At 65.6% G+C, this 21,001-nt stretch carries 19 protein-coding genes; 5 read left to right on the forward strand and 14 right to left on the reverse strand.

What is annotated here, in order from left to right; genetic code table 11:
* Positions 1 to 182: 182 nt before the first annotated feature.
* The 8 genes from B597_RS31020 to bioB all read right to left on the reverse strand — a co-directional run bounded on the left by B597_RS31020 (position 183) and on the right by bioB (position 9,391).
* The gene (locus tag B597_RS31020) at positions 183 to 1,961 is read right to left on the reverse strand and encodes an acyl-CoA dehydrogenase C-terminal domain-containing protein (RefSeq protein WP_003293975.1); all 1,779 of its coding nucleotides are present in this window, start codon (positions 1,959 to 1,961) and stop codon (positions 183 to 185) included.
* Between the two features lie 359 nt (positions 1,962 to 2,320).
* Positions 2,321 to 4,126, reverse strand: a complete 1,806-nt coding sequence (locus B597_RS31025) for a phenylacyl-CoA dehydrogenase (protein ID WP_024161834.1) — start codon at positions 4,124 to 4,126, stop codon at positions 2,321 to 2,323.
* A gap of 372 nt (positions 4,127 to 4,498) precedes the next feature.
* Positions 4,499 to 4,747, reverse strand: a complete 249-nt coding sequence (locus B597_RS31030) for a hypothetical protein (protein WP_003293976.1) — start codon at positions 4,745 to 4,747, stop codon at positions 4,499 to 4,501.
* An 87-nt stretch (positions 4,748 to 4,834) separates the two neighbouring features.
* Positions 4,835 to 5,521: a dethiobiotin synthase gene (gene bioD, locus B597_RS31035; protein WP_003293977.1), complete on the reverse strand. Its 687-nt coding sequence runs from the start codon at positions 5,519 to 5,521 to the stop codon at positions 4,835 to 4,837.
* 1 nt (position 5,522) lies between these two features.
* Positions 5,523 to 6,338: a malonyl-ACP O-methyltransferase BioC gene (gene bioC, locus B597_RS31040; protein WP_003293979.1), complete on the reverse strand. Its 816-nt coding sequence runs from the start codon at positions 6,336 to 6,338 to the stop codon at positions 5,523 to 5,525.
* The gene (locus B597_RS31045; protein WP_003293980.1) at positions 6,331 to 7,056 is read right to left on the reverse strand and encodes an alpha/beta fold hydrolase; all 726 of its coding nucleotides are present in this window, start codon (positions 7,054 to 7,056) and stop codon (positions 6,331 to 6,333) included. The genes bioC and B597_RS31045 overlap by 8 nt, the downstream gene beginning before the upstream one ends.
* Positions 7,049 to 8,227, reverse strand: a complete 1,179-nt coding sequence (gene bioF, locus B597_RS31050) for an 8-amino-7-oxononanoate synthase (RefSeq protein ID WP_003293981.1) — start codon at positions 8,225 to 8,227, stop codon at positions 7,049 to 7,051. Before bioF ends, B597_RS31045 begins: the two co-directional genes overlap by 8 nt.
* A gap of 108 nt (positions 8,228 to 8,335) precedes the next feature.
* Positions 8,336 to 9,391, reverse strand: a complete 1,056-nt coding sequence (bioB, locus tag B597_RS31055) for a biotin synthase BioB (RefSeq protein WP_003293984.1) — start codon at positions 9,389 to 9,391, stop codon at positions 8,336 to 8,338.
* Positions 9,392 to 9,476: 85 nt separating this feature from the next.
* On the opposite strand from bioB, the gene B597_RS31060 reads away from it, so the two are divergent.
* Positions 9,477 to 10,181, forward strand: coding sequence for a ComF family protein (locus B597_RS31060; RefSeq protein ID WP_003293985.1), 705 nt, complete (start codon positions 9,477 to 9,479; stop codon positions 10,179 to 10,181).
* Between the two features lie 71 nt (positions 10,182 to 10,252).
* Positions 10,253 to 11,227: a serine/threonine protein kinase gene (locus B597_RS31065; protein ID WP_003293986.1), complete on the forward strand. Its 975-nt coding sequence runs from the start codon at positions 10,253 to 10,255 to the stop codon at positions 11,225 to 11,227.
* 153 nt (positions 11,228 to 11,380) lie between these two features.
* Here the strand turns inward: B597_RS31065 and B597_RS31070 are convergent, their stop codons facing one another.
* Positions 11,381 to 12,220: a 23S rRNA (adenine(2030)-N(6))-methyltransferase RlmJ gene (locus tag B597_RS31070; protein WP_024161835.1), complete on the reverse strand. Its 840-nt coding sequence runs from the start codon at positions 12,218 to 12,220 to the stop codon at positions 11,381 to 11,383.
* Between the two features lie 134 nt (positions 12,221 to 12,354).
* Here B597_RS31070 and B597_RS31075 point away from each other — a divergent pair, with 134 nt between their 5' ends.
* Positions 12,355 to 13,398, forward strand: a complete 1,044-nt coding sequence (locus tag B597_RS31075) for an NAD(P)H-dependent flavin oxidoreductase (RefSeq protein WP_003293987.1) — start codon at positions 12,355 to 12,357, stop codon at positions 13,396 to 13,398.
* Between the two features lie 82 nt (positions 13,399 to 13,480).
* Positions 13,481 to 14,014 carry a sterol desaturase family protein gene (locus tag B597_RS31080; protein ID WP_003293989.1) on the forward strand — a complete coding sequence of 178 codons (534 nt, stop codon included), beginning with the start codon at positions 13,481 to 13,483 and terminating at the stop codon, positions 14,012 to 14,014.
* On the opposite strand, the gene B597_RS31085 is transcribed toward B597_RS31080, so the two are convergent.
* The 5 genes from B597_RS31085 to fni are packed head-to-tail and all read right to left on the reverse strand — an operon-like array spanning position 13,974 to position 19,904.
* Entirely contained in the window at positions 13,974 to 14,900 is a 927-nt protein-coding gene (locus B597_RS31085) for a phytoene/squalene synthase family protein (RefSeq protein WP_024161836.1), read from the reverse strand. The two genes, B597_RS31080 and B597_RS31085, sit on opposite strands and share 41 nt — an antisense overlap.
* Positions 14,897 to 16,402: a phytoene desaturase gene (locus tag B597_RS31090; RefSeq protein ID WP_003293994.1), complete on the reverse strand. Its 1,506-nt coding sequence runs from the start codon at positions 16,400 to 16,402 to the stop codon at positions 14,897 to 14,899. Before B597_RS31090 ends, B597_RS31085 begins: the two co-directional genes overlap by 4 nt.
* Positions 16,399 to 17,568 (reverse strand): lycopene beta-cyclase CrtY, encoded by a 1,170-nt coding sequence (crtY, locus tag B597_RS31095; RefSeq protein ID WP_024161837.1) that lies wholly within the window; start codon positions 17,566 to 17,568, stop codon positions 16,399 to 16,401. The genes B597_RS31090 and crtY overlap by 4 nt, the downstream gene beginning before the upstream one ends.
* Positions 17,558 to 18,844, reverse strand: a complete 1,287-nt coding sequence (locus B597_RS31100) for a glycosyltransferase (protein ID WP_003293996.1) — start codon at positions 18,842 to 18,844, stop codon at positions 17,558 to 17,560. Before B597_RS31100 ends, crtY begins: the two co-directional genes overlap by 11 nt.
* Before the next feature lie 19 nt (positions 18,845 to 18,863).
* Complete coding sequence (fni, locus tag B597_RS31105) at positions 18,864 to 19,904, reverse strand: type 2 isopentenyl-diphosphate Delta-isomerase (RefSeq protein WP_024161838.1); 1,041 nt, start codon at positions 19,902 to 19,904, stop codon at positions 18,864 to 18,866.
* A gap of 158 nt (positions 19,905 to 20,062) precedes the next feature.
* On the opposite strand from fni, the gene B597_RS31110 reads away from it, so the two are divergent.
* On the forward strand, positions 20,063 to 20,953 hold the full coding sequence (locus B597_RS31110; protein ID WP_003293998.1) for a polyprenyl synthetase family protein: 891 nt from the start codon (positions 20,063 to 20,065) through the stop codon (positions 20,951 to 20,953).
* Positions 20,954 to 21,001 lie beyond the last annotated feature (48 nt).

Raw genomic sequence — 21,001 nt, forward strand, 5'->3', positions numbered from 1 at the left:
CGTGAGTCAGTAGCAGCCATGTGCAGCAGGCCATGTAAGCTTTTTCCTACATCGCGTCATCCGTGAAGCAGAGCTGTAGGTCCAGGCTTACATGGCGCGATTTTTATGACCCGAGCGGCGGCTTAATCGTTCCGTATCATGGCCAAATAACTTCATATTGCCTTTAGATTAAGTCGGCCTGCTTAGAACTGCGCCGCGTCAAGCAGGTACAGCGACTCGCTGCCGGCCTTGACCGAAGCGCTGAGCGAATGAATACGAGGCAGCAGCCGGGCGAAATAGAAGCGCGCGGTTCCCAGCTTGCTCTGGTAGAAATCGCCCTCGTCCTGCTTGGCCAACGCCACAGCGGCCATGCGTGCCCACATATAGGCATAGGCGGTGTAACCGAACACATGCAGGTATTCCACCGAGGCCGCGCCGATCTCGTTCGGGTCCGCCTTGGCCTGCTCGATCACCCAGGCAGTCAGCTCATCCAGGTTGTCCAGTGCAGCCTTGAGCGGCCCGACAAAACCGGCCAGGTCGGCACCGGCAGTCGCGATGAACCCACGTATTTCATCGGCGAAGGCCTGATACAGGGTACCCCCGCTGCCGACGATCTTGCGCCCGACCAGATCCAGCGCCTGGATGCCGTTGGTGCCTTCGTAGATCTGCGTAATGCGGCAGTCGCGCACCAGTTGCTCCTGCCCCCACTCGCGGATGAATCCATGACCACCGAAGACCTGCTGACCGTGAACGGTGGTTTCCAGCCCCATGTCCGTCAGGAAGGCCTTGGCCACCGGCGTAAGCAGCGCCACCTGGGCCTCGGCACGCTGCCGCGCTTCGTCGTCGTCACTGAACTTGGCGATGTCCAGTTGCAGCGCCACGTAGCTGGAAAACGCGCGCCCGCCTTCGTTCAGCGCCTTCATGGTCAAGAGCATGCGGCGCACGTCGGGATGCACGATGATCGGGTCGGCTGCCTTGTCCTGAGCCACCGGGCCGCTGGGCGCACGGCTCTGGATGCGATCACGGGCATATTCGATGGCGCTCTGATAGGAGCGTTCGCCCGTCGCCAGCCCCTGGATGCCCACACCCAGACGTTCGTAATTCATCATGGTGAACATCGCGGCCAGGCCCTTGTTCGGCTCGCCGACCATCCAGCCAGTCGCGCCGTCGAAGTTCATCACGCAGGTGGCCGAAGCCTGGATGCCCATTTTGTGCTCGATCGAGCCGCAGGACAGCGAGTTGCGCTCGCCCAGCGAGCCGTCTTCGTTGACCAGCACCTTGGGCACCAGGAACAGCGAGATCCCACGCGAGCCGGCTGGCGCATCCGGCAACTTGGCCAGCACCAGATGAATGATGTTCTCGGTCAGATCATGCTCACCGCCGGTGATGAAGATCTTGGTACCGCTGACCTTGTACGAACCGTCGGCCTGCGGTTCGGCCTTGGTGCGGATGATGCCCAGGTCGGTGCCCGCATGGGGTTCGGTCAGGCACATGGAGCCGGACCAGGTCCCGGCATACATGTTCGGCAGGTACTTTTGCTTGAGCGCTTCGCTGGCGTGGGCGTAGATCGACAGACAGGCGCCGGAAGTCAGCATCGGGTACAGCCCGAACGCCAGGCTGGCGGAGTTCATCATTTCCTCCACCTGTGCCGAGATGACCTTGGGCATGCCCATGCCACCGAAAGCAGGATCGCCACCGACCCCAACCCATCCGCCCTCGGCATACAGCTGGTAGGCCTCGCGGTACCCGGTTGGCGTGGACACCGCACCCGCGTCCCACCGGCAACCTTCTTCGTCGCCGCTACGATTCAGCGGTGCGATGCCGTTGGCCGTGATCTTGCCCGCCTCTTCGAGAATCGCATCAGCCGTCTCCGCGTCGACCACCTCGGCCAGCGCAGGCAACGCCTTCCAGAGTTTCGGCGCGTCGAAGACTTCATTCAGGACGAAACGCATGTCGCGCAGCGGCGCTTGGTAGTCAGCCATGGCAAGATTCCTCGCAAGACACTGGGTTGCGGCCACTACGGGCCGTTTCAGCGAGTCTAACCGAATAACCAAGATCGGATTAAGCGTCTTTTTATGACCGAATAGTTTTATCTGGTCACAACCAGAACCGCAATAGCGACTCCGAAATCTCGCGATATCTACGGCATACACCCCTACCAGCCGCCACGATTCGCTTTGTTGCTGGAGAGCGCCTGCCGGCGGCTCTGCTGATCTGGCTGGGTACACTGCCGCTGGATGGCTGGCGAGCCTTGCGCCACGAAGTACGGGAAAGCGAACAAAAATACCTGGCAATAAAAAAGCCGCTGCAGGGCAGCGGCTTCGTTTGTGCCATCACACCATCAGTAACCCAGCGCGAAGTCTTCCTCGGCCATGTCCATCAGGTTGTCCGCACCCGACAGCATAGCGTCGACATGCATGCGGGTACGCGGCAGGATGCGCTGGAAATAGAACCGCGCGGTCTGCAGCTTGGCCTTGTAGAACGCCTCGTCAGAAGTGCCCTCAGCCAGTTTCTCGGCAGCAACCCGAGCCATGTCAGCCCAGAAGTAGGCCAGGCAGGCGTAGCCGGAATACATGCAGTAATCGACGGACGCCGCACCGACCATTTCACGGTCCTTCATGGCCGCCATGCCGATCTTCATGGTCAGCTCGCCCCACTCCTTGTTCAGCTGATTCAGGGGGGCGACGAACTCCTTGATGGCCTCGTTGCCTTCCTGATTCTGGCAGAACTTGTGCACGATCTTGGTGAAGGACTTCAACGCCTCACCCTGGGTCATCAGCACCTTGCGACCCAACAGATCCAGCGCCTGGATACCGGTGGTGCCCTCGTACAGCATGGAGATACGCGCGTCACGCACGTTCTGCTCCATGCCCCACTCGGCGATGAAGCCGTGCCCGCCGTAGATCTGCACGCCATGGTTGGCGGCTTCGAAGCCCACTTCGGTCATGAAAGCCTTGGCGATCGGCGTGAGGAAGGCCAGCAGCGTGTCGGCCTGCTTCTTCTGCTCTTCATCCTGGCTGTTCTTGACGATGTCGACCTGCTTGGCGGTGAAGTAGACCATCGCCCGGTTGCCTTCGGCGAAGGCCTTCATGGTCAACAGCATGCGACGCACGTCGGGGTGCACGATGATCGGATCGGCGGGCTTCTCCGGCGCCTTGGGGCCGCTCAGCGCACGCATCTGCAGGCGCTCGCGGGCGTACTTGATGCCACCCTGGAAACCGATCTCGGCATGCGCCAGGCCCTGCAGCGCGGTACCCAGGCGTGCGGTGTTCATGAAGGTGAACATGGCGTTCAGACCCTTGTTCGGCGGGCCGATCAGGAAGCCGGTGGCGCCGTCGAAGTTCATGACGCAGGTCGCGTTGCCATGGATGCCCATCTTGTGTTCCAGCGATCCGCAGTTCACACCGTTGCGCTCGCCCTTCTCGCCTTCGGCGTTGGGCAGGAACTTGGGCACGATGAACAGGGAGATGCCCTTGGTACCAGCCGGAGCATCGGGCAGGCGAGCCAATACGATATGGACGATGTTCTCGGCCATGTCGTGCTCACCGGAGGAGATGAAGATCTTGGTGCCGTTCAGCTTGTAGCTGCCGTCGGCCTGGGGCTCGGCCTTGGTGCGCAACATGCCCAGATCGGTACCGCAGTGCGGTTCGGTCAGGCACATCGTGCCGGTCCACTGGCCGGACACGAGCTTGGTCAGGTAGGTGTGCTTCTGGTCGTCGGTACCGTGGGTGGCGATGGTGTTCATGCAGCCATGGGACAGGCCGGGGTACATGCCCCAGGACCAGTTGGCCTGACCGATCATTTCGCTGATCGCCAGACCGAGAGACTCGGGCAGGCCCTGGCCGCCGTGCTCGACGTCATGGGCCAGGCTCGGCCAGCCACCTGCCACGTACTGCTCGTAAGCTTCCTTGAAACCGGTCGGTGTCTTGACGCCCGACTCGCTCCAGGTGCAACCCTCGGTGTCGCCGATGCGGTTCAGCGGTGCCAGCACCTGCTCACAGAACTTCGCGCCTTCGTCGAGAATGGCATTGACCATGTCCGGGGTGGCATCTTCACATCCCGGAAGGCTCTGATAGTGCGCCTCGTAGCCGAGCAACTCGTCACGTACGAAACGGATATCGCGCAAGGGGGCCTTGTAGTCGGGCATAGCGTAAACCTCAGCGGTGAGTTCTTGTTACAAGCTGACCGGGACGGTCCGGCCTTTTGCATTCGATTTCGACCGTCGGACAACGAGCCGAAGGGTCAAACAGGCGTTTGAAACATACGTTTCGCCCTGGGCGATGTCAAGCGGGGGACCGGCCACCACCCATCGGCTGAATCGGCCAAATTCCGGTCAGGAGGGCGAGCCTGGGGCGAGTGACGGAAAAGCGAACGGATGTCGAAACGTGGCGTTGCAAAAACTTCGCTCGAGCGGAGTCACACAGAGGCCGCGGTAGATGGCGAAACAGGATAGGCGGACAAGCGGAGCTGGCCGAAGAACACGGCCCGCTGCAAGGAAGGAAAAGCGTCAGACCCGCGATCAGGCCTGGGTGTCGATCAACGTACCGAGCACTTCATCGGCGCTCTGAATCATGCGGGCCCCAACCTTGGCGCTGTGCTCGCCGACTTTCTGCTGGACCAGCTGCTCGGTGATTTCGGTCACCGCCTGGGAATTGCCCAATACAGGGGCATTGGCCGAGGCGATGGCCGACGCGGCTTGCTCGACACGCTGCTGGCCGCTCTGAAAGGCGCTCAGTCCGGCGCCGATGAGGCTATTGGAGATTTGCATGGTCACTCCACGCGCTATCAGGTTGCCATCATTCAAGCAGATGCCGGCACCTGCCGCAAGGCGCGTGCCGCCGCGATGTGCCTTCGATCACGCCGGATGCAGCGCGGGCAACGCCAGGTGGTGCGCAACCTGGCGCGCCGTCGGCTCAGCGATGCGCGGCACCCGGCCAAGGCAGGGTGCCGGCAGCAGCTCAGCGAGCGTGGCGAGATTCTCTTCCAGGCGCGACGTGGCAGGGTCGACGAGATTCGCTACCCAGCCAACCAGTTCCAGGCCGTCACGGGCGATCGCTTCCGCGCTGAGCACGGCATGATTGATACAGCCCAGCCGAACCCCGACCACGAGGATCACCGGCAGGCGCAACTGCACCGGTAACGCCGAAAGATATTCCTGCGCATTGAGCGGCACTCGCCAGCCGCCAGCACCTTCCACCAGGGTGAAGTCAGCCTGCCGGGCGAGGATCGGCTGCACGGCGCGAACCAGGCAGCCTGCGGTCAATTCGACGCCGGCTTCGCGGGCCGCGATATGCGGCGCAATGGCCGGCGCGAAGGCGAACGGGTTGACCATCGCATAGTCCAGCGCCGGGCTGCACTCGGCCTGCAAGGCCAGCGCATCGCTGTTGCGAAGGCCCTGGTCGGTCGGTTCGCAGCCGGAGGCTACCGGCTTCACCGCCGCGGTTGAAAGCCCTGCCATGCGTGCCGCATGCAACAGGCCAGCGGCGATGGTGGTCTTGCCCACATCGGTATCGGTACCGGCAATGAAGAAGGCACGGCTCATCTCATGGTTCCTTGCGCAGAATTCCGTAGACCACCTGATAGGTGGCCGGCAGTCCCTCGGGCCGGCGGAATCGCTCGTAGGCTTCGACCAGCGCACGGATGCGCGCACGCCCGGTCAGCCCGCCGGGGCGTCCGGGGTTGAGGTTGTGCGCGCCAAGTGCCTTGAGTTCATGGGTCAGTTGGCGAAGATCGGCGAAATACAACACCTCGGGGCGCACCGTGAGGCTGACCAGGCGCAATCCGCTTTGCTCACAGAGCGCCTGGTAGGTCGCCAGCGGACGGAAACGGTTGACGTGGGCAAAGCCATCCACGGCCTGCCAGCTATCGCGCAACTCCTGCAAGGTGCCGCTGCACAGGCTACTGAAAGCGAAGGTGCCACCGGGCCGCAAGACCCGGCGCGCTTCGCTCAGCACACCGGCAAAGTCCTCGCACCACTGCAGCGCCAGGCTGGAATAGACCAGCTCGACGCTGCCTTCGCGCAACGGAAGCCGCTCGGCATCGCCGGCAACGAAGTGTCGCGCTCCACCCTGGGGCCGGGCATGGCGCAGCATGCCTTCGGCGATATCCAGCGCGACGCCTTCGGCATCCGGAAAGGCCGTCGCCAGGGCGCGGGAAAAATAGCCGGTTCCACTGCCCAGATCGAGCCAGCATGCCGGCTGTCGATCCACAGGCAGACGCGCCAGCAGTTGGCTGCCGACCTGCCGCTGGAGGGCGGCGACGCTGTCGTAGCTGGCTGCGGCGCGGGAGAAGGACGCCGCGACCTGGCGTTTGTCCGGCAACAACGCGGCCGAGCGTTCGCCGAGTGACGTTTCAGTCATCCTCGCCCTCGCCCATGAAGGCCAGCATGGCCGTGGCGACGTCGTCGGCACGCTCCAGCGGCAGGCCGTGGCTGGCATTGGCCAGCACATCGACTTCCACGTCCGGCAACCAGGCCAGCAGGGCCTCGGCAGCAGCAGCCGGCACCAGCGCATCGCTGCTGGCGAACAGGTGCAGTTGCGGACCGACGTAGCGCTGCAGCGCCTCGCGCCCGTCCAGTTCGGCGAGCAATCGCAGACCTGCCGCCGAGACCGCCTGTGGCTGATCGAGCAGACTGACCTGCAGTTGCCGGGCCAGCGTACGCGGATCGTAGGCTCCTCGACTGCAAAGCAGGCTGAAACGCTTGAGCGTGTCCGCAGGGCCCAGGTGAAATGCCTGCTCGAAGGCGTCGAACACCTCGGCGGGCATGGCCGCCGGCCAGTCGGCACGGCTGCGGAAGCACGGATTGCTGCACATCGTTATCAGACCCGGGCAATTGTCGCCACGGCGAGCCGCCAGCTGGGTCGCCAGCATGCCACCCAGCGACCAGCCGCCCAGCCAGCTGTCGGCAGGCAACCGCGCATCCAGCTCGTCAAGCCAGGCGTCGGCCTGGTCAAGCATCGGCAGGGGAGCGATCTCGACCTGCAAGCGTGCGTCGCGATCACGCAACAGCTCGGCCAGCGGCTCCAGGGCAGCCGGGCCGAATGCCCAGCCAGGCAGAAGAATCAGTCGGTCACGCATCGTCGCACTCCTTGGGCAACAGGGCCCAGCACTCGGCCAGCGCCTCCAGCAGGCGTTCGAGCTGCGCATCGCTATGGGTCGCGGTGAGCGTGATCCGCAAGCGCGCGCTGCCGGCCGGAACGGTCGGTGGGCGAATGGCGCCGACCAGGATGCCGCGTTCGCGCAGCAGCGCCGACAGCCTAAGCGCCCGTGCGCTGCTGCCGACCAGCACCGGCTGGATGGGCGTCGGGCTGTCCATCAGCGCCAGCCCGATCTGCGCTGCGCCTTCGCGCAAACGCGCCACCAGCCGATCCAGATGCTCACGCCGCCAGCCCTCGCTGCGCAGCAGCTCCAGGCTTTTCAGTGTGGCACAGGCCACCGCGGGCGGCTGGCTGGTGGTGTAGATGTAAGGCCGGGCGAACTGGATCAGCGTTTCGATCAGCTCCTCGCTACCGGCGACAAAAGCACCCGCGGTGCCAAACGCCTTGCCCAGCGTACCGACCAGTACCGGCACGTCATCCATGCCCAGGCCGAAATGCTCGACGATGCCGCCGCCCGTCGCGCCCAGCGGACCGAAACCATGGGCATCGTCGACCATCACCCAGGCGCCGCGCTGCTTCGCTTTGGCGCAGAGCGCCGGCAGGTCGGCGAGGTCGCCGTCCATGCTGAATACGCCATCGGTCACCACCAGCGTATTGCCGCTGGCCTTATCGAGACGCTTGCCCAGACTCTCGGCATCGTTGTGCAGGTAGCGCGAGAAGCGCGCCCCGCAGAGCAGGCCCGCATCGAGCAGCGAGGCGTGGTTGAGGCGATCCTCCAGCACCGTATCGCCGTGCCCGACCAGCGCGGTGACCGCCGCAAGATTGGCCATGTAGCCGGTGGAAAACAGCAGCGCGCGCGGCCGGCCGGTGAACTCGGCCAGGGCCAGCTCGAGGTCGTGGTGCGGCATCGAATGGCCGACCACCAGGTGCGAGGCACCACCACCGACGCCCCAGCTCGCAGCACCCTGCCGCATGGCGGCGACCACCTCGGGATGGCTGGCCAGGCCCAGGTAGTCGTTGGAGCTGAAGTTCAGCAGCCGCTGGCCATCGACCACCACCTCGGGGCCCTGCGGACTCTGCAGCAGCGGGCGCTGGCGATAAAGGTGCGCGGCGCGGCGCTCGGCGAGACGGGAAGCTAGATCGAAAGACATGGCGATTCGGCGTGGCAAGTGGTGGATAAGCGCACGCGGGTCATCCACCTGCGAAAGGATTGGGCAGCGTAGGGTGGATGACGCTTTATCCATCCACCCTACGGGCCATCAGACCGCCGCGTTGTAGAACAGCTTGCTGTCGCGCTGTTCGATCAACGCCTGTTCGATGGCAGCCTGGTGCACCTCGTCGGCGTGTTCGTGGCGCTCTTCCGGCTTGATGCCCAGGCGCGCGAACAGCTGCATGTCCTTGTCCGCCTGCGGGTTGGCGGTGGTCAGCAGCTTCTCGCCGTAGAAGATCGAATTGGCGCCGGCGAAGAACGCCAGGGCCTGCATCTGCTCGTTCATCTGCTCGCGGCCGGCGGACAGGCGCACATGCGATTTCGGCATCATGATCCGCGCCACGGCGAGCATGCGGATAAAGTCGAACGGATCGACGTCCTGTTCGTCAGCCAACGGCGTGCCCTTGACCTTGACCAGCATGTTGATCGGCACCGATTCCGGGTGCTCAGGCAGGTTGGCCAGCTGGATCAGCAGGCCGGCGCGGTCGTCCAGCGACTCGCCCATGCCGAGGATGCCGCCGGAACAGATCTTCATCCCCGCCTCGCGTACGTAGCTGAGTGTTTCCAGACGCTCGCCGTAGGTGCGGGTGGTGATGATGTTGCCGTAGTACTCCGGCGAGGTGTCAAGGTTGTGGTTGTAGTAGTCCAGCCCCGCTTCCGCCAGCGCCTTGGTCTGCTCCTGATCGAGCTTGCCGAGGGTCATGCAGGTTTCCAGGCCCATGGCCTTGACGCCCTCAACCATCTTCAGCACGTAGGGCATGTCCTTGGCCGACGGATGCTTCCAGGCGGCGCCCATGCAGAAACGGGTCGAGCCAATGGCCTTGGCTTCGGCCGCCGCCTCCAGCACCTTCTGCACTTCCATCAGCTTCTCTTTATCCAGGCCGGTGTTGTAGTGGCCGGATTGCGGGCAATACTTGCAGTCTTCCGGGCAGGCGCCGGTCTTGATCGAGAGCAGGGTGGAGACCTGCACACGGTTGGCATCGAAGTGCTGGCGATGCACGGTCTGCGCCTGGAACAACAGATCGTTGAAGGGCTGTTCGAAGAGCGCCTTGACCTCGGCAAGGGACCAGTCGTGACGCGTAACGCAAGCGGAGGTGGCGCTCATGGGCATTCCTTGTGATAAATAGCGACTCAGCACGGATGCGGAATGGTTAGCCAAGCCCGATGCACTGTCAACCAGGAACGGAATCATGGTTTACAACTGGTCAATTAATGAACAGCACTGCTCGCTGTGTGACGAACCTTGCGAAGGCCATCCACTGTGCGGCCCCTGCGAGGCCGAGCTGCCGTGGCTCGACGGCCAGTGCGCGACCTGCGCGGTGCCGCTACCCACGCACGGGCTGCTTTGCGGCGAGTGCCTGAAACGCCCGCCGAGCTACGATCACGTCGAAGTGCCCTGGCGCTTCGCCTTCCCGGTCGACGCGCTGATCACCCGCTTCAAGCACCAGGCCCGCTGGCCATTCGGCCGCCTGCTTGGCGAGCGACTGGCGCTGCATCTGCAACACGCCTTCGCCGAGGGACTGCCTCAGCCTGACCTTCTCGTGCCGGTGCCGCTGGCACGCCGGCGCCTGCGTCAGCGCGGCTTCAATCAGGCGCAGATGCTCGCGCAGTGGCTGGGCGGCGCGTTGCAGCTGCCGGTCGATGGGCGCCTGCTGGAGCGGATCGTCGATACACCCCCGCAGCAGCAGCTGGACGCCGCCACGCGACGGCGCAATCTGCGCCAGGCCTTCGCCATCACCCAAGGCCGCGACATCAAAGGCCGCCATCTGGCGCTGGTCGATGACGTGCTGACCACCGGCGCGACCGCCGAGGCGCTGGCGCGACTGCTCAAGCGTGCGGGTGCGGCCCGGGTGGATGTCTATTGCCTGGCACGCACACCCAAGCCGGGCGACTGATCGCGGCGGACGCGCGGTTGTTTAAAAGCCCGGGTGCAATACACTGAACGGCCTATCCTGCGGAGCCGGTCATGTCTCATCCCTTCGATACACTCACGCCGGACCTGGTCCTCGACGCCGTGGAAAGCATCGGTTATCTCAGCGATGCCCGCGTGCTGGCGCTCAACAGCTACGAGAACCGCGTCTACCAGGTGGGCATCGAAGACGAAGCGCCGCTGATCGCCAAGTTCTATCGACCCGGCCGCTGGAGCAACGAAGCGATTCTCGAGGAGCACCAGTTCAGCCTCGAGCTGGCCGAACGCGAGGTGCCGGTGGTGGCGCCGCTACAGCGCAATGGCACGACGCTGTTCGAGCATGCAGGTTTTCGCTTCGCCCTCTTTCCGCGCCGTGGCGGTCGTGCGCCGGAACCGGGCAATCTCGATCAGCTCTATCGCCTCGGCCAGTTGTTGGGACGCATGCATGCGGTGGGCGTCAATCGGCCGTTCGAGCATCGCGAAACCCTGGGCGTACAGAACTTCGGCCATGACTCGCTGAATACCGTGCTGGAAGGCGGCTTCGTGCCTAGAAGCCTGCTGCCGGCCTACGAGTCGGTCGCGCGCGACCTGCTCAAGCGGGTCGAGGATGTCTTCGCCAGCACCCACTTCACCCCGATCCGCCTGCATGGCGATTGCCACCCGGGCAACATCCTCGCCCGCGACGATGCCTTCTATCTCGTCGATCTCGACGACTGCCGCATGGGCCCGTCGGTGCAGGACCTGTGGATGATGCTCGCAGGGGAACGCCACGAGCGCCTCGGCCAGTTGGCCGAACTGGTGGACGGCTACAACGAATTCCATGATTTCGCCCCGCGCGAGCTGCCGCTGATCGAGGCGTTGCGTGCGCTGCGACTGATGCACTACAGCGCCTGGCTGGCCCGGCGCTGGGACGATCCGGCCTTCCCCATGAGCTTCCCCTGGTTCGGCAGCGAACGCTACTGGGGCGACCAGGTGCTGATCCTGCGCGAGCAGTTGTCGGCGCTGCAGGAAGAGCCGCTCCGGCTGTTCTAGTGGCGGGCGGGTTTTGGTGGGCTGAAGCCCACCCTACGGATTTGGCATGGAGGCCCGGGCGTCGCAGGGTGGGCCTCAGCCTCGTAGGGTGAACTTCAGGTTCGTAGGGTGGGCTTCAGCCCACCAGAGGACCTGCAGAAGCTTCGCCCTCGATCAGGCCTCTTCGATCAGCCAGTCCAGGCGCCAGTTGCCCTGGCTCTGCGCCAGTTGCCCGGCCAGCCATGGCAATAGCTCACGCAACTCGTCCTCCAGCCCCCACGGCGGGTTGGCGATGGCCAGGCCCGAACCGCTCAGGCGGCTGGCATCGTCGGCGGGGTGGACGAACAGCTCGGCGCGCAACATCTTGGGCGCGCCGCTGCGGGCCAAGTCCTGATAGAAGCGCTTGAGCTGGCGCTCGTCCTTGATCGGGTACCAGATCACGCCGATGGTCTGGCGCATGCGCCCCAGTGCCTCCTTGAGTGCGCTCACGCAACGGCTCAGTTCATCGGCCTGCTCGAACGGCGGGTCGATCAGCAGCACCACGCGTTTTTCCTGGGTCGGCATCAGCGCCCGCGGCACGTGCCAGCCTTCTCCCAGATGCACCGCGACACGGCGGTCGCCGGCCATGTTGCCCTTGAGCAGGGCTCCGTCCTCGGGGTGTTTCTCGTTGAGCTGCAGACGATCCTGCTCGCGCGTCAATTGCCGCGCCAGCTCCGGTGATCCGGGGTAATAGCGCAGCGCACCGTCCGGGTTGAGTGCGCGGATCGCGCCGAGGTAGTCATCGAGCAGCGAAGGCGGCGTTTCGGCCTGCCAGATGCGTGCGATGCCCTGCAGCCATTCCCCGGTGCGGCTGGCCTGGTCGCCCGCCAGGTCATAGAGGCCGACGCCGGCATGGCTGTCGAGGTAGGCGAACGGCGCCTCCTTGCGTGACAGCAGGGCGAAGATCCGGCTCAGGACCAGGTGTTTGAGCACATCGGCATGGTTGCCGGCATGGAAGGCGTGGCGGTAGTTCATCTGATCCTCCTCGAGAGCCGCGCAGTTTACCTGTCCGCCTCGCACCGCGCAGGCCCTGCATGACCAGCGTCGTTTTCCTGGTCGCCGGCAGGGGCTAAAGTACTCGTCCCACGACGACTGAACGGAGCTGACTCATGGACCTGCGCGACCTTTTCGGCATCGAGCTGCCGATCATTCAGGCGCCCATGGCAGGGGTGCAGGACCACCTGCTCGCCGCCGCAGTGTGCGAGGCCGGTGGGCTGGGTTCGATCCCGGCGGGGATGCTCGATGCGCCGGCGCTGGATGCCGAGCTGACAGCCCTCGAGGCGCTGACCGAGCGGCCCTACAACGTCAATTTCTTCTGCCACCAGACGCCCGTCGCCGACCCGGCAGCCATCGACACCTGGCACCGGATGCTGGCGCCATTGTTCGCCGAGTTCGACATCGACCCGGCCAGCATTCCCGCTGGCGCGACCCGCCAGCCATTCGACGAGGCCATGGCCGACGTGCTGGAACGGCACCGCCCGGCCCTGGTCAGCTTCCACTTCGGCCTGCCGACGGCAGCACTGCTGCAGCGCGCCCGCGCAACCGGGGCGAAGATCGCCTCCAGCGCGACCACGGTCGCCGAAGGCCTTTGGCTGCAGCAGCACGGCGTCGACCTGGTGATTGCCCAGGGCCTGGAAGCAGGCGGCCACCGCGGCATCTTTCTCAGCGAGGACTTGACCAGCCAACTGGGCACCTTCGCCCTGCTGCCGCAACTGGTCGCCGCGCTCGACGTGCCGGTGATCGCCGCCGGCGGCATTGCCGACGGCCGTGGCGTGGCGGCTGCCCAGATGCTAGGCGCAGCCGGCGTGCAGCTGGGCACGGCCTATCTGCTGTGCCCGGAAAGCCGTACCAGTCCGTTGCACCGCGCTGCATTGCAGAGCCCGCAAGCGGCGCATACGGCGCTGACCACCCTGTTCAGCGGCCGCCCGGCCCGCGGCATCGTCAACCGCCTCATGCGCGAATTGGGTCCGCTACCGGAAGGCGTGCCGCCCTTCCCGCTGGCCGGCAATGCCATCGGCGTCCTGCGCGGCAAGGCGCAAGGCCAGGGGCTCGATCACTGCACACCACTGTGGGCCGGGCAGAACGTCAGCGGCTGCCGGGAGATCCCGGCCGGCCAGCTGACCCGTGAACTTGCGGCCGGATGGCGGGCCTGAGTCATTACGCAGTCCGTCGCGGCGAGCCCTGAGCCGCCGCGACGGGGCGTAGAATCGACCGCACGTCACACGGAATCCCGCCATGAGCCCACTGACCAATACGCTCGTCTTCCTGGCCACCCTGGCCGGCATGGAAGTCTTTGCCTGGTGGGCACACAAGTACGTGATGCACGGCTGGGGTTGGGGCTGGCACAAGTCGCACCACGAGCCACGCAGCGGCTGGTTCGAAAAGAACGACCTGTATGCGGTGGTGTTCGCTGGCGTGGCGATCCTGCTGATTGCCTTTGGCACGGCCGGCTACCACCCGCTGGAATGGATCGGCGCCGGGATGACGGCCTACGGCTTTCTCTATTTCGTCGCCCACGATGGCCTGGTGCACCACCGCTGGCCGCTGCGCTACGTGCCGCGTAACGGCTATCTCAAGCGCCTCTATCAGGCGCACCGCATGCACCATGCGGTCGAAGGCAAGGAGCGCTGCGTGTCCTTCGGCTTTCTCTACGCGCCGCCGCTGCCGGTGCTCAAGCGCCAGCTGCGCGAGCTGCACGACGGGCCGTTGCGCAAGCACCAGGGTGCATCTAGCGAGGACGTCTCCAGAGACCGTCAGGACGCGGCCTGACCTGCATCCGCCGCGAGGCCAGCGCCAGCACACCACCCCCCAGCAGGAACTGCAGCTTCTGCCCTTTGCTGGTCGACACCCGCGCATCCCACGCCGCCGCGCCGCGTGCCTTCACCTCGACGCCGATCTGCCGGTAGACGCCATGGGCCGTGGCAATCGACCAGGCCGAGCGCAGCGGCAGGTCGCGCAGGCCCTGCGACGCAGAGCGATAGTAGGGCTCGGCCAGATCCACCAGCCGCGCCGCCAGCGTCGCCAACGCGGCACGATGCCCAGGCAGTGCGATTTCATCTTCGGGAATGCCCACTTCAGCCAGCCACTCGGCCGGCAGGTAGACGCGGCCGATCTGCGCATCCTCGACGATATCGCGGGCAATGTTGGTGAGCTGAAAGGCCAAGCCCAGATCACAGGCGCGATCCAGCGTCGGCTCCGCTTCGGCGCCCATCACCCGCGCCATCATCAGGCCGACCACGCCGGCAACCCGGTAGCAATACAGCAGGGTGTCGTCGAGGGTCTGGTAGCGGTAGCCCTGCACATCCATGCGAAAACCCGCCAGATGTTCCAGCGGATGGGCCTTGGGAATCCGGTGACGCTGGATCACCTGCTGGAAGGCGGCGAACGCCGGATCGGCCATCGGCTCGCCGGCATAGGCGCGCTCGGTGAGATCGACCAGCTCGGCCAGCCGCGTCTTACCGCTGTTGCGATCACCGGCGAGCTGGCCATGGCCGAGGGTCTGGCCGTCGATCACATCATCGCAATGACGGCACCAGGCGTAGAGCATCACCGCGCTTTGCCGGGTACGCTCGTCGAACAGCTTCGCCGCCGCGGCGAAGCTCTTGGAGCCGACGTTGATCGCCCGAGTGGAGTGATCGATGACCCGGTCGTTCATCCGGCCTGCTCCTTCAACCCGAAGTCCTCCAGCATCAGCCCGGCGGTGGCCTTGGCCGAACCCACGACCCCCGGCACACCGGCACCCGGATGAGTACCAGCGCCGACGATATAGAGGTTGGCAATCACGTCGTCGCGGTTGTGCGGGCGGAACCAGGCGCTCTGGGTGAGGATCGGCTCCAGCGAAAACGCCGACCCCAGATGCGCATTCAGCTCGTCGTGGAAATCCTGTGGCGTGAAGATCCGGTGGGTCACGAGATCGCCGCGCAGACCGGGAATGTAGTGCCGCTCCAGGTATTCGAAGATGCGGTCGCGGTATTTCGGCCCCTCCTCTGCCCAGTCGATATCCGCCGTGCCCAGGTGCGGCACCGGCGCCAGCACGTAATGGCTGGCGCAGCCCTCTGGCGCCAGCGAGGGATCGGTGACGCAGGGTGCGTGCAGGTAGAGGGAAAAGTCGTCGGCCAGCGTCTCGCGCTTGAAGATCTCGTCGATCAGCTCGCGGTAGCGCGGGCCGAAGCACACCGTGTGATGCTGCAGACGTTCGTGGCGGCGCTTGAGGCCGAAATGGATGACGAACAACGACATCGAGAAACGCTTGCCGGACAGCCGTTTGGCCTCGTCGCGACCACGTTGCTCATGCCCGAGCAGCTGCTTGTAGGTGTTGACCACATCCGCATTGGAGGCCACCGCATCGGTGTCGAAGCGACGACCATCACCCGTGTTCACGGCCTTCGCGCGTCCACCCGCCAGTTCGATACGCGCGACCTCGGCATTGAGCTCCAGCTCGCCGCCCAGATCTTCGAACAGCCGGACCATCCCCTGCACCAGCGCCCCGGTGCCGCCGCGGGGAAACCAGACGCCGCCCTGACGCTCCAGGGCATGGATCAGCGCGTAGATGGATGAGGTTTCGAACGGATTGCCGCCCACCAGCAGCGAATGAAAGGACAGCGCCTGGCGCAGCCGGTCGTTCTCCACGAATTTGGCCACCATGCTGTACACGTTGCGCCAGGCCTGCAGCTTGGCCAGCTGCGGCGCGACACCGATCATGCTGCGAAACGACAGGAAGGGCACGGTGCCGAGCTTGACGTAGCCCTCCTCGTACACCGCCCGCGAGTAGGCGAGAAAGCGCTGATAGCCAGCGACGTCACGAGGGTTGAGCGCGTGGATCTGCCGGTCCAGCCGGGCCTGGTCGTTGACGTAGTCGAAGCTGTAACCGTCCTCCCAGCACAGCCGGTAGAAGGGGCTGACCGGCAGCAGCTCGACGTAGTCGGCCATGCGCTTGCCGGCGCCGCTGAAGAGTTCTTCCAGCGCTGGCGGATCGGTGATCACCGTCGGGCCGGCATCAAAGGTGAAGCCCTGGTCGTGATAGACGTAGGCGCGGCCGCCCGGCTTGTCGCGCTTCTCCAGCAGCGTGGTCTGGATGCCGGCACGCTGCAGACGGATGGCCAACGCCAGCCCGCCGAAACCGGCGCCGATTACCACCGCTCGTTTAGCTTGGTTCATCGGTAATCCTTGCGATGCCGATCATGGGCGGCGAGCGCGCGCAGCGCTTCGCCGAGCGGAACAGGAGGCTTGCCCGAGACGATGCGCAAGCGGTCGAGGGTGGTCAGATTGGCCGCGTAGAAGCGCTGGATCAGCGGTTCACGCAGCCGGTAGAAACGCTGCATCACCGCCCAGCGGCGATCCACCGGACCGGCCATGAACAGCATGCGGTTGAGCAGGCGGAAGAAGCCGCGCTGGCGCCACTGCAGCGTGGAATAGTCGCGAATCGCGGCGAACAGGCTGCCTGCATCCCAGCGATCGAGGGCAACCAGGTGGTCGGCCAGGCGCATCGCATCAGGCAGCGAATAGCCCGTGGTGGGGTGGAACAGCGCAGCCGACAGCCCGCTCTGCGGCACGCCACGCGCCTCGTCCCAGAACGCCGCGATAGCGCCGGATAGCACGATGGGCAGCACACCCTGCTCTTCGCGCAACACCTCGGCAATGGTCCAGCCGCGCGCACTGGCGTAGCTGGCGATGTTGGCGCGCAGCGTATCCGGGGCCACCGTAGCGCCGTCGGCGTAATAGGTGTCTTCGATCAGCAGGGTGTGCGCATCCAGCGGCAGCACGTAGACGAAGCGATAGCCGTCGTGCTGGGCGACACTGGCGTCCATGATGATCGGCTCCTGCAAGCCGTGCGGTTGTTGCAGGCGCAGTTCCTGGCCGAGAAACTTCTGAAATCCGAGGGCCAGCTGATCGGTCCGGCGCACGCCGCGTCCATCGATCACGGCGCCGGCCTGCAGGATGCCCCCCGAGCCCAGACGCACCCTTTGTGGCTCCACGCTGGCAACGGTGGTACGCAAACGCACGCTATCGCTCAGTTCGGGCATCAGGTACTGATGAAAGCGCTCCGAGAAAATGCTCGCGTAACCGCTGCCCAGCCGACGCTGCAGGTCCGGAAAGATCACTTCATAGCCGGGCCAGCGCTTGCCCACCATGGGCTCCAGCCAACGGTGCTGAGCCGGAGTCAGATCGTGCTCATGAAAGGACCAGGTGTGGTTACCGCCCAGCGCTTCGCCCTGCTCGACGATCAGCAGGCGCAGATCGGGTCGCTGCTGACGCAGGCGCAGGGCCAGAAGGCCGTTGGCCAGCCCGCCGCCAACCAGGATCAGGTCCGTATCAAGCGCCACTCGCCACCTCCAGCCGCTGCCCATCTGTCCCGAGCGCCGCCTCGATCAGCTCGGCGGCACGCACCACACCGCCGGCCTGACGTACTTCCGCCCCGAGCTGCGCCGCGCGCCGGCGGAACTCGCCCTCGTCCAGCAGCCGCTGCAATGCGTGGCCGATCCGCGCCGGGCTCGCCAGTCGCGGCCGCAAGCGCAGGCCGACGCCGGCATGTTCGATACGCGCTGCGACACCCGGCTGATCGAAGGCGATCGGCAGAGCCAGCATCGGCACGCCGGCCTCCAGCGCATCGAGCACGGTATTCAGCCCGGCGTGGGTGATCACTGCCGAGGCCCTGGCCAACGCCGCCCGCTGCGGCGCGAAGTCGGTAGCCCAATGCGCGCCCTCGTCCCGCAGCCGCGCTGTTTGCGCGGCATTCAGCCCGCCGCAATGGGCGATCAACAGCTGTACGCCGAGCGGCTTGCAGGCGCGGGCGATATTGCGCAGCAGGCTGTAGCGATGCCCCTGCAGGGTGCCCAGCGAGGCGAAGACGAACGGTCGCGCCGGGTCGATTGGCAGGTTCAGCTCGGCCTCTCCGGGCAACGGGCGACGCAACGGGCCGAGCCCGTGGAAGTTCGCCGGGAGCTGGCGGCGCGGAAAGTCGAAGCCAGGCACCGTCTGGCTGATCTGCAGCAGCGGCGACAGGCATTCGCTCAAGGTCGCGCGCGGCGCCAGGCCGAACGCCTGGCAGTAGTGCTGGATCACCTCGGCGTGGGGCCGCATCAGGCGGTCGTAGACACGGCTGCTGTGCAGGTTGAGCTGCTCGCCCCAGTCGGTCGCCCGGTAGCGCCAGGGCATTACCGGCAAGGGCACCAGCGGCTCGCGATTGAACGGCAAGGCGCAGGCAATGGAAACGAATGGCAGGCCAAGATGCTCGGCCACCAGCGCGCCCGCTGGCTCCATCTGATCGGCCAGCACGGCATCGACCTTCAGCGTACGCAGCACGCCCGGCGCCTCGCGACAGAACAATGCGGTGCTCGCCGCCATGTCGGCGATGACCCGGCGGATGCCGAGCGGCCCGGGCCGCGCGGCGCGGCGGACCACCGCAGCCAGGCTACCCGGCGGATGGGAATCGGCGCCGATGGCGGCGAATCCGGCCGCGGGCAAGGTCAGCCGCTCGGCGACATCGGCCTGCTGAATAAACGTCACCCGATGGCCGCGCTGTATCAGTTGCCAGGCGACCGCTTCGAACGCGCGCAGGTGGCTGAGAAAGGGCGGCGCGATTGCCGCGAAATGAGTCATCTGGCGGCTCCGCCCGGCGTCAGGCAGCGGCTACTTGCAGCAGCCGCGCCTGCCGCAGCTCGGCCAGGCCGGCCGAACCCGTACAGAAGCAGGCGATCCGCAGCTGCTCGATCAGCACCTCGAAGTGCTTGACCACCGCCTCACTGCTCAGCATCGCGGCTTGCAGCACACCCGCTGCCTGCCCGACCAGATCGGCGCCCAGGCAGATCGCCTTGGCCGCCTCCACGCCGTCGCGAATGCCACCGGAGGCGATCAGCGGCGTATCCGGGCAGGCCTTGCGCACGGCCTGCAGCGCCTGCGCGGTGGGGATGCCCCAATCGGCGAAGGCCTGAGCGATCGCGCGCTGGCTGCCATCGGTGGCGCGCTCGGCTTCCACCGCGGCCCAACTGGTCCCGCCGGCCCCCGCCACATCGATGGCGGCGACGCCTGCGTCGACCAGCTGCCGCGCCACCGTCGCGGATATTCCGGCACCGACTTCCTTGATCACCACAGGTGCTGCCAAGCGGCTGGCAAGCGCTTCGATCGCCCGCAGCACGCCTCGCCAATCACGGTCGCCACCCGGCTGCACCGCTTCCTGCAGCGGGTTCAGGTGCACGATCAGCGCATCGCCATCGATCATCTCGACCGCGCGCCGCGCCTCGTCCACGCCGTAGCCGCGTACCAGCTGGGCGGCACCGAAGTTGGCCAGCAACAGGATGTCCGGCGCCAGCTGGCGCAACTGGCCAGTCAGGCCCTGATCACCGGCGGTTTCCAGCGCGACCCGCTGCGACCCCACCGCCATGGCGATACCCAGCTGTTGTGCGGCTTCCGCCAGGTGCGCATTGATCGCAGCCGAACGTGCGGCACCGCCGGTCATCGAGCTGATCAGCAGCGGCGCCCGCAGACTGCGCCCGAACAGCGTACCGTGCAGGTCGATCTCGTCCAGGTGCAACTCGGGCAAGGCGCAGTGCTCAAAGCGAAATGCACCGAAACCGGTACTCGTCGCACCGGCTGCCCGCGCCGGGTCCAGGACGATATCCAGATGATCGTTTTTGCGGCTGACCAACGATTGTTTGCTCATGGAAGTCGGCTCCCGGGAAGACTTGTTTGGACGTGACACCCTGAAAAAAGTGCTATGCGATGGCAACGAGTTGTACAGGTTTTTGTCATAACGCCCAATCGTTGTACAACATTGCACAACCCTGGTGCGCAAACTGGGGCGCGAGCGAGGGCACCGCCATGCAAACGCAGAACTCCACCCTCCCGCTTCCGCAATGCGACAGCCTGCTGCGCCTGCGGCGCCAGGTCGACGAACGCCTGGCCATACGTCTGCCACGGCCGGAGTCGGAGCTGGACAAGGTCACCCTGGCCTTGCGCGAGGGCACCCTGGCACCGGGCAAGCGACTCAGACCGCTGCTGTTGCTGCTGGCGCTGAGCGATCTGGGAATCGACCCGGATATCGGCCTGGACCCGGCCTGCGCCTTGGAAATGATCCACGCCGCCTCACTGTTTCTCGACGACATGCCATGCATGGACAACGCCAGCCTCCGACGAGGGCAGCCGACCATTCATCTGCGTTTCGGCGAAGACGTCGCCGTGCTCGCCTCGGTCGCCCTGCTCAGTCATGCCTACGGCATAACCGCCACCGCGCCCAGGCTCACCCCCAGGCAGCGCAACGACGCCGTGGCCACCCTGGCGCGTGCAGTTGGTGCGCAGGGCCTGGTGCGTGGGCAATTTCGCGACCTGCATGGCGCACAGGAAGCACAGCAGCTCGACGCAGTGATCGCCACCAATCAGCTGAAAACCGGCTCGCTGTTCACCGCCGCGCTGGAAATTGCCGCCCTGCTCGCGGGGGCTGAGCGGACGCGGACAGGCCATCTGCAAGGCTTTGCCAACGAGCTGGGCCTGGCGTTTCAGCTGCTCGACGATATTGCCGATGGCCTGACGCCCGAGCAGACCGGCAAGGACTGCCAGCAGGACCGGGCCAAGGCGACCGTGGTCTCGCTGCTTGGCCAACAGGCGGCCGAGCAGCAACTGGCAATGCATCGAGCAGCCGCGCTCAGCCATCTCGATGCCGCCGGCCTCGGCGAGGGCGAACTGGCCACGCTGATGCGCCAGCTGTTCGGCTGAATGGCGCGCCCCGTGTTGACGCTCCATCAGTGCAATGGATGAAGCTAG

It is taken from the genome of Stutzerimonas stutzeri KOS6 (assembly GCF_000307775.2).
Taxonomy (GTDB): domain Bacteria; phylum Pseudomonadota; class Gammaproteobacteria; order Pseudomonadales; family Pseudomonadaceae; genus Stutzerimonas; species Stutzerimonas stutzeri_B.

Coding starts and splice junctions, on each gene's coding strand:
- B597_RS31020 (WP_003293975.1), bottom strand. CDS start 1,961: ATGGCTGACTACCAAGCGCCGCTGCGCGACATGCGTTTCGTCCTGAAT.
- B597_RS31025 (WP_024161834.1), bottom strand. CDS start 4,126: ATGCCCGACTACAAGGCCCCCTTGCGCGATATCCGTTTCGTACGTGAC.
- B597_RS31030 (WP_003293976.1), bottom strand. CDS start 4,747: ATGCAAATCTCCAATAGCCTCATCGGCGCCGGACTGAGCGCCTTTCAG.
- bioD (WP_003293977.1), bottom strand. CDS start 5,521: ATGAGCCGTGCCTTCTTCATTGCCGGTACCGATACCGATGTGGGCAAG.
- bioC (WP_003293979.1), bottom strand. CDS start 6,338: ATGACTGAAACGTCACTCGGCGAACGCTCGGCCGCGTTGTTGCCGGAC.
- B597_RS31045 (WP_003293980.1), bottom strand. CDS start 7,056: ATGCGTGACCGACTGATTCTTCTGCCTGGCTGGGCATTCGGCCCGGCT.
- bioF (WP_003293981.1), bottom strand. CDS start 8,227: ATGTCTTTCGATCTAGCTTCCCGTCTCGCCGAGCGCCGCGCCGCGCAC.
- bioB (WP_003293984.1), bottom strand. CDS start 9,391: ATGAGCGCCACCTCCGCTTGCGTTACGCGTCACGACTGGTCCCTTGCC.
- B597_RS31060 (WP_003293985.1), top strand. CDS start 9,477: ATGGTTTACAACTGGTCAATTAATGAACAGCACTGCTCGCTGTGTGAC.
- B597_RS31065 (WP_003293986.1), top strand. CDS start 10,253: ATGTCTCATCCCTTCGATACACTCACGCCGGACCTGGTCCTCGACGCC.
- B597_RS31070 (WP_024161835.1), bottom strand. CDS start 12,220: ATGAACTACCGCCACGCCTTCCATGCCGGCAACCATGCCGATGTGCTC.
- B597_RS31075 (WP_003293987.1), top strand. CDS start 12,355: ATGGACCTGCGCGACCTTTTCGGCATCGAGCTGCCGATCATTCAGGCG.
- B597_RS31080 (WP_003293989.1), top strand. CDS start 13,481: ATGAGCCCACTGACCAATACGCTCGTCTTCCTGGCCACCCTGGCCGGC.
- B597_RS31085 (WP_024161836.1), bottom strand. CDS start 14,900: ATGAACGACCGGGTCATCGATCACTCCACTCGGGCGATCAACGTCGGC.
- B597_RS31090 (WP_003293994.1), bottom strand. CDS start 16,402: ATGAACCAAGCTAAACGAGCGGTGGTAATCGGCGCCGGTTTCGGCGGG.
- B597_RS31100 (WP_003293996.1), bottom strand. CDS start 18,844: ATGACTCATTTCGCGGCAATCGCGCCGCCCTTTCTCAGCCACCTGCGC.
- fni (WP_024161838.1), bottom strand. CDS start 19,904: ATGAGCAAACAATCGTTGGTCAGCCGCAAAAACGATCATCTGGATATC.
- B597_RS31110 (WP_003293998.1), top strand. CDS start 20,063: ATGCAAACGCAGAACTCCACCCTCCCGCTTCCGCAATGCGACAGCCTG.